The organism is Paenibacillus sp. BK033 (genome assembly GCF_004345425.1).
Classification (GTDB): domain Bacteria; phylum Bacillota; class Bacilli; order Paenibacillales; family Paenibacillaceae; genus Pristimantibacillus.
The window spans coordinates 151,827-168,603 of record NZ_SLVP01000005.1 but is presented as its reverse complement, the minus strand read 5'-3'; the positions used below and the strand labels follow the sequence as shown (position 1 = coordinate 168,603).

The 16,777-nt window shown below is 54.5% G+C and carries 8 protein-coding genes; 4 read left to right on the top strand and 4 right to left on the bottom strand.

Annotated elements, in window-relative coordinates:
* Positions 1-47: 47 nt before the first annotated feature.
* Genes EV294_RS18090 through EV294_RS18075 form a run of 4 tightly spaced genes read right to left on the bottom strand, consistent with a single transcriptional unit; the run spans position 48 to position 5,838 of the window.
* Positions 48-1,577: a UxaA family hydrolase gene (locus EV294_RS18090; protein ID WP_207918165.1), complete on the bottom strand. Its 1,530-nt coding sequence runs from the start codon at positions 1,575-1,577 to the stop codon at positions 48-50.
* Positions 1,574-3,082: a tagaturonate reductase gene (locus tag EV294_RS18085; protein ID WP_132309246.1), complete on the bottom strand. Its 1,509-nt coding sequence runs from the start codon at positions 3,080-3,082 to the stop codon at positions 1,574-1,576. The genes EV294_RS18090 and EV294_RS18085 overlap by 4 nt, the downstream gene beginning before the upstream one ends.
* Positions 3,079-4,530: a glucuronate isomerase gene (gene uxaC / locus EV294_RS18080; RefSeq protein WP_132309244.1), complete on the bottom strand. Its 1,452-nt coding sequence runs from the start codon at positions 4,528-4,530 to the stop codon at positions 3,079-3,081. Before uxaC ends, EV294_RS18085 begins: the two co-directional genes overlap by 4 nt.
* A gap of 12 nt (positions 4,531-4,542) precedes the next feature.
* Positions 4,543-5,838, bottom strand: a complete 1,296-nt coding sequence (locus EV294_RS18075; protein ID WP_132309242.1) for a Gfo/Idh/MocA family protein — start codon at positions 5,836-5,838, stop codon at positions 4,543-4,545.
* 137 nt (positions 5,839-5,975) lie between these two features.
* Between EV294_RS18075 and EV294_RS18070 the strand changes: the two genes are divergently transcribed.
* From EV294_RS18070 to EV294_RS18055, 4 genes are all read left to right on the top strand, one after another.
* A complete protein-coding gene (locus tag EV294_RS18070; RefSeq protein ID WP_132309240.1) occupies positions 5,976-6,845 on the top strand; it encodes an AraC family transcriptional regulator in 870 nt (289 codons plus the stop codon).
* 96 nt (positions 6,846-6,941) lie between these two features.
* Entirely contained in the window at positions 6,942-8,189 is a 1,248-nt protein-coding gene (locus EV294_RS18065) for an MFS transporter (protein WP_132309238.1), read from the top strand.
* Between the two features lie 166 nt (positions 8,190-8,355).
* The gene (locus tag EV294_RS18060; RefSeq protein WP_132309236.1) at positions 8,356-15,069 is read left to right on the top strand and encodes a DUF7507 domain-containing protein; all 6,714 of its coding nucleotides are present in this window, start codon (positions 8,356-8,358) and stop codon (positions 15,067-15,069) included.
* Positions 15,066-16,754, top strand: a complete 1,689-nt coding sequence (locus EV294_RS18055) for a DUF11 domain-containing protein (protein ID WP_132309234.1) — start codon at positions 15,066-15,068, stop codon at positions 16,752-16,754. Before EV294_RS18060 ends, EV294_RS18055 begins: the two co-directional genes overlap by 4 nt.
* Positions 16,755-16,777 lie beyond the last annotated feature (23 nt).

Below are 16,777 nucleotides of genomic sequence, written 5' to 3'. Positions count from 1 at the left end.
CGGAAAAACCAGGCTGCCCATTAAGAGACAGCCCGGTTCATAAATGACTATAGAATAACGCCGTCTTTAAAAATCGCAATCTCGCGGAAGCCGTTACGCTCGTTGTTCGTCTCCCTCTCGCCTGAAGCAAGCTCGACAATCTGGTGAAGCAGCTCTTCCTGAAGCTCCTCCATCCGCTTTCCTTCGATCAGCTGACCCGCGTTGTAATCGATCCAGTTCTTTTTTCGTTCCGCCAGCTGCGTATTTGTCGCGATCTTGACCGTTGGAACCGGACCGCCAAAAGGCGTGCCGCGTCCCGTCGTAAACAACACGATATGAGCGCCCGCAGCCGATAAAGCCGTAACCGATACCAGATCATTGCCGGGCGCTTGAACGAGATTGAGGCCCGGTTTTCTTGACGGTTCCCCATACTGGAGAACGTCGGTTACCGTTGCATGGCCGCCCTTTTGCGTGCAGCCAAGCGACTTTTCCTCAAGCGTCGTAATCCCGCCGTCCTTGTTGCCCGGTGACGGATTCTCGTAGATCTCCTGGCCATGGCGGATAAAATAGCCTTTAAAGTCATTAACGAGGCTAACTATCCCGTCGAAAACTTGCTCATCCGCCGCGCGGTCCATTAGAATCGTCTCCGCGCCAAACATCTCCGGCACTTCCGTTAACAGCGCCGTGCCCCCGGCAGCCGTAATCGCGTCCGCGATACGGCCCACCAGAGGGTTCGCCGTAATGCCGGAAAACCCGTCCGAACCGCCGCATTTCAGGCCAATCCGCAGCTTGGCAAGAGGCAGCTCCTGACGTTTGAATCCGCTGGCGTACCGGACCAGCTGTTCGATCAGCTTGAGCCCTTCCTCCAGCTCATCCTCCACCTCTTGGGATTTCAAGAACTTAACGCGGTCCGGATTATAATCGCCAATCGCTTTCTTGAAGGCTTCAATCTGGTTATTCTCGCAGCCGAGACCGATGACAAGCACGCCGGCCGCATTTCCGTGCCGGACAAGCGCGGACAGCAGCTTCTGCGTCGCCGTCAAATCGTCGCCAAGCTGGGAGCAGCCGTACGGATGAGGGAAATGGTACACGCCGTCAATTCCTTGCCCTTCGAACTGGCGGCCAGCAAGCTTGGCCAGCGTCTCGCAAGTTTTGTTAATGCAGCCAACCGTGTTGATAATCCAAATTTCATTCCGTATTCCGATCTCGCCGTCTTCGCGAACGTAACCTTTGAAAGTTGACGGCCAAGACGGACTGACCTCTGCCCTAGCCGTATCCGTCTTAGGCTTGTATTCATACTCCAGAACCTCGCCTAATCCGGTACGGAGATTATGCGTATGAACCCAGCTGCCAGGCGTTATATCTTCTCTGGCAATTCCAATCGAGTAACCGAATTTATGGACATGAGCGCCGGCCGCAACAGGTTGAATCATAATTTTATGCCCGCGCGGCACTGCTTTGTCCACCGTAACCGATTGCTCGCTGCCGTCGGCCGAAGGCCATCTGACGATCTCGCCGGGTTCGATATCCCTCAGAGCGATAACGACATCGTCCTGCGGATGAAGCAGCGTTGCGTTTGTAATCGTAGCATTTCTCATGCTTGTTCCTCCAATTGCGCAAACTCGGACGTTAACCGGTCCGCCAGGCCGGCTAATCCGTTTAGATCCGTTCCCCACCATGCGTCGCGTCCGAGAACAGTCTCCAGCAGCTCCTTCAAGCTGAGCTCGCCGTTATCCACCCTGTTCCAAAGGGAGGCAAGCTCCGCCAGCATCGCGGCTTCGTCGCGTATGAGCAGCCGGCTTCCATCCAGACGGCTGCCGGCATAAACGCCTTCCTCCGATTCCTTTACTCGGTACAGCTTAAGCAAGGAGGCGAATGCCTTTACAATTAACGGAGGCAAATCGCCAGTTCGCTCGTGATAAGCCATTAGAGTCGGCAGCAGACGCACCTTGAATTTGGATAAACTGTTCATCGCAATATCAATCAGCTTATGCCGCACGTAGGGATTGGCGAACCGTTCGATAACCTGCTCCGCATAAGCCTTCATCTCCGCTTCCGGCAGCGGAACGGATGGCACAATCTCATTGAAAACGACTTCGCGCAGTTGTGCGCCGTACTCCGGATGCTCGATGACTTCGCGAACTTCATTTAGTCCCTTCAGCAGCCCGTATGCCGCCATCCAGGTATGCGCCCCATTCAGGATCCGTACCTTCCGGAGCTGATAGGACTGCAGATCGTTTGTCCATACGACGTTTAATCCCGCCTTTACGAACGGAAGTCGTTCGTCAAGCTCCTCTTCCCCTTCAATCGCCCAAATATGATAAGGCTCAGCCGCATTCAAGAGAAGGTCCTTGATCCCCCATTCCGCATAACGCTCATTCGCTTCTTCGGCCGGGAAGCCCGTTACAATGCGGTCTACCAGCGAATTCAGGAAACGGTTATGCTTCCGGATCCACGCCAAGAACGCTTCTGGCAGCTTCCAATCCGAAGCATGCTGCAGCACGATATCGCGCAGCTTATCGCCGTTACGCTCAACAAGCTCGCAAGGCAGCAATAGAAGACCTTTTGCCGGATCGCCGCCGAAATGCTCAAACCGGCGGTACAGAAGCAGCGTGAGCTTACCCGGGTACGATAAAACCGGCTGATCCGGCGCCCATTCCGATGTCTGGTAGACCAGACCCGCTTCCGTCGTATTGGACACGACAAGCTCCAGGTCAGGGTTAGCCGCAAGCGCGAGGAAACGGTCCCATTCCTGATACGGATCAATAAAGTCAGAGAAGACCGAGATCAGCTCGCGGCGATCAACGAGCTCCCCTTCATGCAGTCCTCTGATCCATTGATAATACAGACCGTCCTGCTCCCTGAGCTCCCGCAGCTTCGCTGCGCCCGTTGGACGAGGCTGGGATACCGCAATGCTGCCGTTAAAAAGCCCCTGTTCATTGCAGCGGTGAATCATCCAATCCACAAAGCCGCGAAGGAAATTGCCTTCGCCAATCTGCAGCACCTTTACCGGATAAGACTTCATCCGGTTATAGGATGAAGCCTCTCCTTCCTTCAGGCTGGCATAATTCAAGGATGGCAGATTATTCGTCAGAGCGCTCATTGGGCAACCTCCGCCTGAACCTGAATGCTCGCCGATTCCGAACCAAAACGGAAATATTGCTCCGCGTTGCGGTAGCAGATGCCTTCCACGATAGAACCAAGCAATTCCATATCCGCGGGCACTTGCCCGGATTCCACCCAGTCGCCAAGCAAATTGCACAGAATCCGGCGGAAGTATTCATGGCGCGGATAAGACAGGAAGCTCCGCGAGTCGGTTAGCATGCCGACAAACCGGCTGATCAAGCCCATATTCGCGAGCGATTTCATTTGGGCAAGCATGCCGTCGATCGTATCGTTGAACCACCATGCCGAGCCAAGCTGGATTTTTCCAGGAATCGTGCCGTCCTGGAAGCTGCCGATAATGGACGCAAGCACGTCGTTATCCGAAGCATTCAAGGAATAAAGAATCGTGCGCGGCAGGCCTCCGTTATTTTCCATGCTGTCGAGCAATCGGACAAGCGGCTCTGCCAACGAACCCGTGTTAATGGAATCATAACCGGTATCCGGACCCAGACGTTTCATCATCGCTGCGTTGTTGTTGCGATGCGCGTGAATATGAAGCTGCATCGCCCAGCCATGATCGGCATACAGACGGGACAGGCAGACCAGCGTGAAGGTCTTGTATTGCGCTTCTTCCTCCAGGCTTACCGGTTCGCCGCGGAGAGCTTTCGCAAAGATCGCAGCCGCTTGCTCTTCCGTCGCATCCGCATACAGAACCGTGTCGATGGCATGGTCGGACAGCAGACAGCCGGTCTGATGGAAGAATTCCACTCTCTCCTTCAGCGCTTTCAACAGCAGGCTGTAGTCAGAGACTTCATAACCGCTTGCCTCTTCCAGACGGCTGATCCAAGGCAGGAACGTCGCGCGGTTGATCTCGAGCGCCTTGTCCGGACGAAACGACGGCCTAACCTGAAAGCCGTGACGGTCTTCCTCCCTCAGCTTGATGTGATACTCCAGCGAATCCGCCGGGTCATCCGTTGTGCATACGACGCGCACATTGGAAACGCGCACCAGCTCCTGCGGCGTCATCCCCGTACCCTCAAATACGTTATTCGCTTTCTCCCAGATAACAGGAGCATTCTTCTCGTTAATTATTTCATCTATTCCGAACAGCCGCTTTAGCTCCAGATGGGACCAATGATACAGCGGATTGCCGATCGCCATCGGAACGGTCCGGGCATAAGCGAGAAAACGGTCATAATCGCTGACACCCTCGCCGCCCGTCACATACTCCTCCGCAATGCCGTTAGCCCGCATCGCGCGCCATTTATAGTGATCGCCATACAGCCATACCTCGGTCAAGTTACGGAACGGCTTATTCTCGTAAATCGCTTTCGGATCGAGATGGCAATGATAGTCGATAATCGGCATCGGCTTTGCGAATTGCTCGTACAACCGGGCAGCGGTTTCGCTGTTTAATAGAAATTGATCATCCATAAAAGCCTTCATCCGAAATTCCCCCTATTCGTAAAAGCGTACCAGGTCATCGACTTTCACCGATTGGCCCGTACGGATCGATTTGTTGGCCGCAATGCCTGTCAGGATCGAACGAGCGCCGTCAATATGGTTAGCCGCGCGCTTGAAGCGGTCCTCCACCGGCACGCCAAAGATATCGTTCAGCAGAACCGGATCGCCGCCTCCGTGGCCGCCTTCGCCTTCTTCGAATTCCGCCGTATAGGCTTCGCCAAACATCGGGAAGACGATGATGTTGACGCCTTGAACCGCGCCTTCCAGGGCTTTATCGCCGCCGGAGTTCACGTAGGACTGTTCGATTACCGTCATTTCGATGCGGCCTTTGGTACCGTTGAACGCAATCCGGTAGCCTTCCCAAGGCAGATAAGCATTAAGAGAATACGTCAGCAGGGCTTTGTTCTTGTAACGAACCATGACGCTCATCGTGTCTTCGATCGAGATACCGTCGCCAAACACGCTTTGATCGCGGCGGTAGCCGTCTTCTTTCTCCGCGTCGTAATACATCGCTTTCAGATGCTCGTTGTTGTCGAGCGGCAGCGCAAACGGATCGTTCTCCGCGTTTGGATTGCCGGTCGCGCGGTCATAGAACTTGGTAACGCCGCGCTTCTCGGCATTTTCCCGGCCGTAGAACAGCAGGTCGCCCATCGCGAATACCGTATCCGGCTCCGAACCAATCCAGAAGTTCACGAGATCGAAATGATGCGTCGATTTGTGAACAAGGAGTCCGCCGCTGTTGCGTTTGTCGCGGTGCCACCTGCGGAAGTAGTCCGCGCCGTGCTGCGTATTCAGCAGCCATTCGAAGTGAACAGAGGTTACATCGCCGATGGTACCGTTTTCAATAAGCTCGCGGGCTTTTGTATGATGCGGAGCATAACGGTAGTTGAACGTTACGCGCACTTGGCGGCCCGTCCGCTCTACCGCGTCCAGAATCTCCTGGCATTTCTGTTCGTCTACCGTCATCGGCTTCTCCGTAATCACATCGCAGCCAAGCTCGAGAGCACGGATAATATATTGATGATGCGTGCGGTCTACGGTCGTAACGATCACAAATTGCGGCTTGATCTCCTCGATCATGCGTTCGAACTCGTCGCTCCTGTATGTCTTCACGGCCGGGTAATCGTATTTGTCCTGCAGAAGCTTGTTCGCGTAGTTCATGCGGGTCTGGTTAATATCGCAAAAGGCAAGCAGCTCCGATGTTTCGCGGTAGGTCGTGGCAATCGCTCCGTAAAAAAATTCCGCGCGCCCCCCGGTTCCGACTTGCACGTACGTTTTCTTGTTAGACATTGGTTTGCACATCTCCTTATTGGCTGTTATTGGATTTCTTATAATCCAAATGTACAGCAATATCTGCTCAATATCTCCGCAATCTATGCTAGAATTAATTCTATACCGCATATTTTGTCATTCGGGGGTCTTTGATCATGAATTTAAGCAATGAATTATTCTATGGAGATTCAGAGGATCTTTTCTTTCTGGAATATAACAAGCGCAAGGGTCATTTCACGATGTCCGTTGAGCATATCCACGGTCAATACGAGCTTTATTACCTGTTCAGCGGGGAACGGCAGTACTTCATTAAAGACCGCAAATATCCGATTGCTGCCGGGGATCTGGTCCTTATTCCGGCCAACGAGCTTCACAAAACCTCGGATACCGGCGTTCCGAACCATGCGAGAGTTGTCCTCTATTACAATGAAAAATATTTCGAGCAATACGGCAAGGATGAGGCTGAGCTGCTTCTCTCCCCTTTCCTTGGCTCGCGCCGTGTCTTCCGGCTTGCCCATCAGGAGCGCCTTCGCTTTGAACAGCTCTTGTATGGCCTTCTTCAGGAGGTGCAGGAGCGCCCCCCTGGACATGAAATGCCGATTCGCCATGCGGTTGCCGAAGCCCTTCTGTTCGCGGCGCGCCATGCCATTCATACCGCGCCGGAGTCAAGCGACGGCTCCGTTCCCCCTTCCCCGGCGGCAGCCAAAGCGATGGAAATCGCCAGCTATGTTGCCGATCATTTCCGTGAGCCGCTTACGCTCGACAGCTTAAGCAGGCAGTTCCATCTCAGCGCCAGTTACTTGAGCCGCACGTTCAAGAAGTACACCGGCTTCGGGCTGACGGAATATATCGGCATTACCCGGGTGAAGGAAGCGCAGCAGCAGCTTCGCGAAACGGATGAACGAATTACCGAAATCGCGGCGGATGTCGGATTTGAAAGCCTGTCGCAGTTCGAGCGCGTTTTCAAGACGCATATCCGGCTCTCGCCCCGCGATTACCGGAGCCAATACGGGCAAAAGGGATAATTTGTTTAGCACAAAATATCCTTCGTCTTTTCCGTCTGCCTTAAGGTATAATAGAAGCCTTGCAACTAGAAAAACATCCGGGAGTCAGTAGCATCCATGAAATCACTGTCGCATTATCCAAAAGAAATTAAAGTGTTCCTTATCGCCAGTCTTATTAACGCCATTGGCAGCGCGCTGATGTGGCCGCTCGTCACGATGTTCGTCTTCGACCAGCTTGGCCGTACGATGTCCGACGCCGGGCTGGTCATTCTCGTTCAGTCCATCGGCGGAATTGCCGGACAACTGCTTGGAGGCGCGCTGTATCACCGGGTTGGCGTAAAAAAGCTGATTATCGGCGCACTCGCCTTAAATGCCGCGGGACTGCTGCTTCTGCCGGTTTTAAGTCATGCCTGGACCGTATTTATAGTCATGATGGGCCTCATCGGACTGTTCAACGCCTTGTCGATGCCCGCTATCCAGGCCTTTATCGGCTTCCGATTTGCCAAGCAGCGCGGAGAGCTCTTCAATATCGTCTATATCGCCAACAATATCGGCGTGGCGGTTGGGACCGCGCTAAGCGGCTTTCTGGCCGATGTCTCTTATTCGCTTAGCTTTGTCCTGAACGGCGTTACATCCGGCGTATTCGCCTTGTTCTTCCTCTTCTATCTGCAGCGGGTTGGTACGGGCAGCGGGGATCATGCGGCGGAATTGATTCGAAAGAAACGAGCTGCTAGCGGCGCAGGCCTATGGCAGCTCCTTACCGACATTCGGCTTTACTTGTTTATGGCTCTGGGCGGAATGCTGATCAACCTCGGCAACAGCATCTGGAATACCGGCGTCTCGCCTTTTATTATCGAGCAAGGAATGTCGAAGCAAATGTTTGGCTATCTCTGGACGCTTAACGGCATTCTGATCTTTGTCGCCCAGCCGGTGACCAATCTGATCAAACGGCTGGCTGCAAGCTCGATTAAAGCCCAGCTAACGGCTAGCGCCGTACTGTATTTGAGCGGTTATGCCGTGATATTGCTCATGCACAGCTTCCCGGGCATGGTAATTGGCATGATCCTGACGACGTTAGGCGAAATGCTGATCGCGCCGGCCATTCCCGCGTTCTTAAGCGAGAACAGCGGCAAAAACGCTCCGTTCTATTTGGGCTTGACCGGCGGAATCGGTTCGGCCGGACGCGTGATCGGCCCGTATATGATGGGCGGACTTTATGACGGCGGCGGATTAACGCCCGTTGCTTGGCTTGCGGTTATTACCGCCGCGTTATCGGCAGGCTCCTTCCTGATTCATTCTTTGGTCAACAAAAAGAATCAGGGACCTGCCAAACGCTTGCAATCGGGCAGCGTCGGCGCTTCTTGAACAAAAGGCTTGAACCCATGATGGTTCAAGCCTTTTTTTAATTACGGTTGTATATTTAGGAAAGATGCGTAGTTAAGCCGGAATATGACTCATATGTATGAAAAGGATGGCCATAATACCGCTGTTTCTGCCCTCATTGAAACTAAAATGATGCGAACTCGAGGGGGTGATACCGATTCCTCTTGTCACTCGTGCGACATTTAACGCTACCGGAGCAATTACCTTCACCGGGAATACGCTTGGTTTAAGCCGTTCCGAGACGGCCGGCGTTCCGGGAACCCAGGATAGCATAGGGGCTTTTTCGACGATCAATACCGCATCTGTTTACGGTACATATCCTGCCGGTACGACAAGCGCTTTTGCCAGCAACAGCTCCTCGGCGGTCCTGACCCTGCCGACGGGCAGCACCATTCTTTACGCCGAGCTGATCTGGGGCGGCTCCTATATTAACGGAACGACGGACCTAAGCGCGTTCATTAATAACCCCGTTTCCTTCACTACGCCAGCCGGAACGTTTACGGTCTCGCCGGATTCCGCAACGAGCAATCAGGTCAATCTGGGCAATGGCGCCTCGGCTTACGTACGGTCCAACAATGTAACTTCGCTTATATCGCAAGGCGGCGCAGGAACGTATACGACCGGCAACGTGGTTGGTACCATTGTCATCACGGGTGATTCTACCGCCAATCATTGCGGCTGGACGTTAGGCGTTATTTACCAGAACCCGTCCCTGCCCTTCCGCAACATGTCGCTGCGCGCCGGAGCGGTGCTCGTGCAGGCCGATTCCGGTCCGGTTTCCACGACCTTGACCGGATTTGCAACCCCTATCTCCGGTACGCTGGGAGGCAGGGCTTTGTTCAGCGCCCAGGAAGGCGACGCCAACCGGACCGGCGACCAGGCCTTGTTTGGTCCAACATCCGCAACAGCGGTTGCGTTATCGGGCCCAAACAACTTTGCGAACAACTTTTTTGCTTCGCAGATCAACAACGATGCAGGCAACCTGAATATAACGGGCACCTTCGGCAGCCGCAACCAGACGAACGGCGCTCCGGGCACCAATATTATCGGCGGCCGGCAAGGCTGGGATATTACGAACGTTGATGTGTCCGCTCGCCTCGTCAATAACCAGTCTTCCGCCGTGCTTACATTGACAACCTCCGGCGATGCTTACGTTGTCAACGGAAACGCCATTCAGATCAATATCAACTCGCCAACCATCAACGTCGTCAAAAGCGCAAGCGTCGCCGGTGCCGTCGTTGGAGATACCATTACGTATACCGTAACGGTCAGCAATACGGGTACGGCAAATGCGGCCAGCGTCGTTCTCACCGATGCTTTGCCGGCCGGGCTTACTTTCGTAAGCGGGAGCGTCACGGTTGGGGGGATACCGCGGCCTACTTACGATATCATTGCCGGCGCACCGCTCGGAGCCTTGAACATCAACGGCTCCGTTGTCGTTACTTACCGAGCCGTCGTCAGCTCGCTTCCGAGTACCTTCCTGCTGCCTAACAGCGCGCAAGCGGCCTTTACGTTCCAGATGGTCGCGGGCGGCAACAATATTACCGGCGTTATTCCTTCGAATACCGTATCCGTACCGGTCTACTCGCCAATTATCGGCATTACCAAAAGCTCGAACCGGACGACCGCAACCGTTGGCAGTACGGTTACTTATACCCTATTCGTTGCAAATACCGGTAATCGGGCCGCTAACGTTACGCTAACGGATAACATTCCAACGGGAAGCTCCTTTATCAGCGGAACCTTTCGGGTTAACGGCGTAGTCGTTGTTGGAGCCAACCCTGCCGCCGGCGTAGCGATCGGATCCGTTGCCGCAGGCGCGACGTCTACCGTTACCTTTGACGTACAGGTCAACGCTTTGCCGACTCCGCCGCAATTCGTGGACCAAGGCACGGCGGCTTATACGTTTTCGCCGCCCGATGGCCGTACCCTGTCCGGTTCGGCAGCCTCCAATACGCTAACCCTGCCCGTCTCGCTTCCGAGCATAACTTTAACCAAGTCCGTGAATGTAACGGATGTTGCCGTTGGAGAAACGCTTACCTATACTTCGGTCATTGCGAATAACGGAACGGAAGCCGTAACGAATGTGACATTGACGGATGTGCTCCCTTCGGGAGCAGCCTTTGTTGCGGGAAGCGTAACGATCGGCGGCACGCCGAACGCGACGGCGAATCCGGCAACCGGAATTGCCGTCGGAACCGTAGCGGCTAACAGCTCCGTTACCGTTACCTTGCAAGCATTGGTCAGCTCCATGCCGGCCAGCGCTCAGCTGGTGAACCGTTCCAACGTTTCTTACACCGTAGGTACCTTCTCGGGTACGGCCGCTTCCAATACTACAACAACGCCTGTCTACCAGCCCGTCATTCCGCTGATCAAATCGGCAAGCACAACCAAGGCTACGGTTGGCGATACCGTTACGTATACCATCCTTGCCCGCAACACCGGCAACCTGGCTGCGACCGTAACGCTGTTCGACAATATCCCTGCCGGATCGAGCTTTATTCCGGGCTCCGTAACGATTAACGGCGCGGCCAGCCCGGCTTCATCGCCGATCACGGGCATTGCGATCGGCAGTCTGGCGATTAACGCCCAGACAACCGTCACGTTCCAGACGTTGCTGAACGCCTTGCCGTCTCCGCCCGTTCTGAACGATCAGGCAACCTCAACGTATTCTTATACCTTGCCAAGCGGCAGGACGTTAAGCGGCAGCAGCAGCTCCAATACCGTGTCCATAACCGCTTCCTCGCCGAATGTTACCGTATCCAAAACGGTCAACGATACGGCAGCGGCCGTTCAGGACGTGCTCACATATACCGTACTCGTCACGAATAACGGGATAGCGCCGGTGACTAGCGTCGTATTGTCCGACCCTATTCCTCAAGGAGCAGCCTTTGTTTCGGGCAGCGTTACGATTAACGGAACGCCTTCGTCTCTCGCTAATCCAAACGCAGGTATTTCGCTTGGCACGATTAGCGCCGGTACTACCGTCACGGTGGCTTTTCAGATTCGCGTCACATCGCTTCCTCCGTCGGGCAGCCTCAGCAATGCGGCGAGCGCGGCTTTCACTTCCGGCGCGTTTACCGGCAGTTCAACCTCAAATACCGTTACTACGCCGATCTCGCAAGCCGTTGTTACGGTAAACAAATCGGCAAGCACCGCCAATGCAACGGTTGGCGATACGTTTTCTTACAGCTTTGCTTTTACCAATACAGGCAATGCCGCGGCAAACGTTACGTTGTCGGATACGGTTCCGAGCGGAGCCGTTTTTATTGACAACAGCGTTCTTGTTAACGGAGTGCCTACTCCGAATGTCGGTCCGGCAACCGGCATTCCGGTTGGCGTTATACCTGCCGGAGGATCCGCAACGGTCAGTTATGTGGTAAACATCGTTTCTTATCCGGCTAGCAGACAGCTGGTCAATACAGCGACTGCAGCTTATAATTTCACGCTCTCCAACGGACGGGTCATTAACCGCTCCGCCTTATCCAATACGGTTACCGTTCAAGTTGCGCTGCCGAATGTTTCCCTAGTAAAAAGCGCCAGCCGAGCCGTTGTCGTAGCCGGCGATACCATGACTTTCGCGTCCGTTCTGACGAATAACGGCATCGCGGCGGTGAACAACATTGTTTTGCGTGACCCGCTTCAATCGAATGCGGCTTTTGTACCTGGAAGCGTGTTGGTTCAAAATGTTTCTCTGCCGGCAGCCTCTCCCGAAGCCGGCATATCACTCGGTAGCCTGGCGCCAGGAGCATCGGTTACCGTATCCTTCGAGGTGATGATAACGATGGCAATCCCTTCACAGATTACGAACCAATCGACTGCCAGCTTTACTTCCGGCACCTTCTCGGCAACATCCGCATCCAACACGACGGTTACGCCGGTCACACAGCCGCAAATCTCGGTCGTCAAAAGCGCCAGTACGAGCAATGCCACGCTTGGCGACTCCATTATTTACACGTTAATGGTATCCAATTCCGGCAATCTGGCAGCGGCGACGATTGTTACGGATACCATTCCGGCCGGCACTACCTTCACCGAGAATAGCGTTATCGTAAACGGAACGCCGATGCCGGGGATTTCCCCGGTTACCGGGATTGATATCGGCTCCCTGGCTCCCGGCGCAACAACAACGATTACTTTTGGCGTTGTCGTTACTTCTCTCCCGTCTCCGCAAACGATAAGCAATACGGGAACGGCATCTTACGCGTATACGCCCGCGGATGGCCGCACCTTAACCGGTTCCGTTGATTCCAATACGGTCACCTTCCCGGTATCGGCCCCAAATGTCGGGGTAGCGCTAAGCGCGAATTATACCGTCGTAACGGTCGGGGATACCATCACTTACACGGCTGTCATTACGAATAACGGGATTGAAGCGATCAACAACGTGCAGTTTACCGATCCTGCCCCCCCGGGAACCTCGTTTATTCCGGGAACGGTTACGGTTAACGGCACGCCGGTTCCGGGAGCCAGCCCGATTGGCGGTATCCCGGTTGCCTCTATACCTCCCGGCGGCACAGTCACGATTACGTTCGACAATAGCGTCAACTCCGTACCGGATCCCGCCGTCCTTAACAATACGGCTTCGCTTACCTTTACTTCGGGAGCTTTCTCGGGTACGGCATTCTCCAATCAGGTATCGACGCCGGTAGATCTGCCCGTCGTTTCCGTAGTTAAAAGCGCCAGTACGTCGAATGCTTCCGTCGGCCAGACGGTCACTTACACTTTAACGGTATCGAATACGGGGAATTATCCGGCTACCGTTACGATAACCGACAATATTCCCGCCGGTACCTCCTTTGTGCCAAACAGCGCTTTAGTGGGTGGCAATCCCGTGCCAGGCGCTGATCCGGTAACCGGAATTCCGGTTGGCTCCGTGTCAGCCGGCGCATCGGTCAACGTCACGTTCTCGGTCGTTATCGATTCCCTGCCGTCGCCTCAGCAGCTGTCCAATACCGGCACGGCCGGCATAACCTATACGCTGCCGGACGGCAGGTCCTTTAACCAGACAGCCGTGTCCAATACGGTGACCTTCCCGGTCTCCGCGCCTAACGCCACGGTTGTCAAAAGCACACCGTCTACCGCCGTATCGGTTGGCGATACGGTCGTTTATACGACAACCGTTACGAACAGCGGCATCGCCACGATCTCGAACGTCCTATTCACCGACCCGATCCCTTCGGGCTCCAGTTTTGTTCCAGGTTCCCTTACCGTTGACGGCGTTGCGAGACCTGCGGCGAATCCTGCTACGGGCGTCATCATCGATGCCATCAGCCCGGGAGCTGCAACTACCATTGTATTTAACGTCCTTGTGACCTCCCTGCCTTCGCCGGCTGCGCTGAACAACCAGTCTTCCGTCACCTTCACATCCGGTACGTTCTCGGGTGTTACCTTCTCGAATAGCGTGACAACGCCGGTCTATCAACCGATTCTTAGCGCGGTCAAAACGGGCAGTACCGCAAATGCTACGATTGGCGATACCATAACGTATACGGTGGCAATCACCAACACCGGCAACTACGGAGCGGACATTACGCTGACAGACACGATCCCGGCAGGTACCGTCTTTGTTCCGAACAGCGTAATTGTCAACAATCAGCCTGTTCCGGGCGCTGACCCGTCTACCGGCATTCCGCTAGGCAATGTAACAACGTCGGCTACCGTCTCCTTCTCCGTGCTTATCCAGTCGCTGCCGCCGGGACAACAGCTTACGAACCAGGCATCCGCGACTTACGCGTATACGCTTCCGGACGGCCGCACGTTAAACGGATCCTTCACTTCAAATACGCTGCTTATTCAAGTCTCCGCGCCAAACGTTGCGGTAGTCAAATCGGTTCCGGTCACAACAGCCGTGGTAGGCGATACCGTTACCTACACGATTGGGGTAACCAATAACGGCATTGCGCCAATCAATAACGTTTTTGTTGTTGACCCTATCCCGACGGGTTCGGTATTTGTCGCCAACAGCGTAACCGTAGACGGGCTTCCGCGTCCCGGCGCATCGCCGGCTGCCGGCATTTCGCTTAACGCTATCGCTCCCGGCGTAACGTCAACCGTGACGTTTAATCTGACGATCACCTCATTGCCTTCACCTGCTCAGCTTAGCAACCAAGCAAGCGCAACCTTTACTTCCGGCGCTTTCTCCGGAACGGCATTCTCCAATACCGTGGTCCTGCCGGTGTATCAAGCGATTATCGGGATTCTGAAAGCCGCGGATACGTCCAATGCTACGGTTGGCGATACCGTAACCTACAATCTGATTGTGAGCAATACCGGCAACTTGCCGGCACAGGTTACGATTACGGACCCTTCTCCAACCGGCGGCGCGTTTGTGCCGAACAGCGTGCTTGTTAACGGCGTGCCGCAGCCCGGCGTTAATCCTTCCTCCGGTTTCTCCATCGGCACCGTTAACCCTGGCGATTCCGTTGTGGTATCCGTTTCGTACGAGGTCATTATCCAGACGCTGCCGCCTTCCCAACAGCTCGTTAATACGGCCAGCGGCAATTATTCGTATACGGCGCCGGACGGCAGAACGATGACCGGTACGGTCAGCTCCAATACGCTGTCGATCCCGGTATCTTCTCCGGATGTATCCGTCGTGAAAAGTACTACCGCAATCGATGCGGTTGTTGGCGATGTCATTACGTATACGATTGTCGTCACGAACCTTGGCATCAGCCCGGTCAACAACGTCATCCTGGTCGACCCTGTTCCTACAGGTACCGTATTCGTGCCGGGCAGCGTAACCGTGAACAGCATCCCGGTGCCTGCGGGTAATCCGAATACCGGCATCTCCGTCGGAACGATTGCATCCGGTGCGTCTTCGACGGTTACGTTTAACGTGCAGGTGGTCACGATATGACCCCGCCCCATGCATTCAAGCTGCTGAACCAGACGCATGTCCGGTTCAGCAGCGGCATTTACGATGGAGTCGCCTATTCCAATACGGTGCAGACGCCGCTTGTCGGGCCCATTATTACGGCGGATAAATCCGCTTTCCCGCAGAAGCTGAACCGGAATCAGTCCGTTACTTTCAGCATTCGTATTTCCAATACCGGCAACCGTTCTGCGGAATTACAGCTGCAAGACTTATTGCCGGCTGGTTTATCCTTTATTCCCAATAGCGTTCTGATCAACGGCTCCCCACTGCCGGGCGCTTCGCCGCAGGCGGGGATCCCGCTAGGGAGCATTCAGGTTGGCAGCACGGTTCAAGTCCTTTTTCAAGCCATCGTTGTGTTTATCCCTGACTCGCATCTATTCGAGAATGAGGCCACGCTGCTTTACTCGTTTTCTACCCAGGATGGCAGAGTCGTTTCCGATTCCGTATTATCCAATAAAGTCACGCTTGAGGTTGTGCCGTTTCAATTGGACGCGCACGCCAGCTTGAGTACGCCGGTCACCTTCCTCGGTGATGTCGTCTTCTATGATCTGATCATTCGGAACGACGGCCTGCTTCCGATGGAAAATGTCATGGTATATCTGCCGCTGCCCGAGGGATTTGAATTTGTGCCGGGCAGCGTTGTGATCGACGGCGTGCTTGTGCCCTGGATTGATCCCGCCTCCGGCATTTATATCGGATACCTGGCTCCGGGCGCGGTTGCGTCCATTCGGGTAGCGATCCGGCTTGCCGCGATGCCTGCCGAGACGCAGGTTCCGTTTCAGGCGATTATCGAGTATACCGTTAACGGTACGGTGTACCGCGCGCTGGCCAATCTGCTTATCTTAAACATTACCGCCCCTTCCTTTTCCGTAAGCTTGGGCGTATACCCTGTCCGGGCTTCGGCATGTTCCAGCTTAACTTATACGGTAACGGTCAACAACGAGAACAGCTTTGCCGTCGACGCGTATCTCATCCGGCTTATTCCGCAAGGAACGGTTTTTCTTCCCGATAGCATCATGATCGACGGAATTCCCCGCAAAGGGACGAATCCCGCTTCGGGTCTTTCTCTAGGCACCTTATTAGCAGGATCAACTGCCGTAATGACTTATCAGGTCCTGCTCCGGAACGGGAAACAGGAAACCGGTTATCCTCAAATCCCGAATCAAGTCGAAGCCATTTATACGTACAGGTTGGCGGACGGTCGGGTAGTCAGGCAAAATGCCGTATCCAATCCGGTTGCAACCGATATTTTCGGAGCGGTTATTTCCGTTCGGGCTAGTGCAAAGCCGATGTATTACGAGGTGGAGCGTTCCGTCCGCTTTACCGTCTGCGTGCAAAATTCGGGTAATCTCGCAGCCGAAGTGACCTTGTACCGAACCGAATATCCGAAGGGCTTCTATCTGCTTGACCCGCAGGTGAATGACAATCAGGTCCCTTCCTTCGGGGTATCGGAAGGCTTGAATCTCGGTCTCCTTGCTCCGGGTGCAACCGTAAAGGTCAGTTATTGGATTTACGTCACCGACTCCGAAGACATTGCGAACGAATTGCTCACGCAGGTTGCCACACGATTCACGGCCCGTTTCAGCTCCAATTATGAAGACAGCACCTGCAGCGGCGAAAGTACGTCGAATGAACTGATCCTGCCGGTTGATCAGGATATCGAATAAAAAAAGCAGAGGCTTCGGCAGCC

Coding starts and splice junctions, on each gene's coding strand:
- EV294_RS18090 (WP_207918165.1), bottom strand. CDS start 1,577: ATGAGAAATGCTACGATTACAAACGCAACGCTGCTTCATCCGCAGGAC.
- EV294_RS18055 (WP_132309234.1), top strand. CDS start 15,066: ATGACCCCGCCCCATGCATTCAAGCTGCTGAACCAGACGCATGTCCGG.
- EV294_RS18070 (WP_132309240.1), top strand. CDS start 5,976: ATGAATTTAAGCAATGAATTATTCTATGGAGATTCAGAGGATCTTTTC.
- EV294_RS18085 (WP_132309246.1), bottom strand. CDS start 3,082: ATGAGCGCTCTGACGAATAATCTGCCATCCTTGAATTATGCCAGCCTG.
- EV294_RS18065 (WP_132309238.1), top strand. CDS start 6,942: ATGAAATCACTGTCGCATTATCCAAAAGAAATTAAAGTGTTCCTTATC.
- uxaC (WP_132309244.1), bottom strand. CDS start 4,530: ATGAAGGCTTTTATGGATGATCAATTTCTATTAAACAGCGAAACCGCT.
- EV294_RS18075 (WP_132309242.1), bottom strand. CDS start 5,838: ATGTCTAACAAGAAAACGTACGTGCAAGTCGGAACCGGGGGGCGCGCG.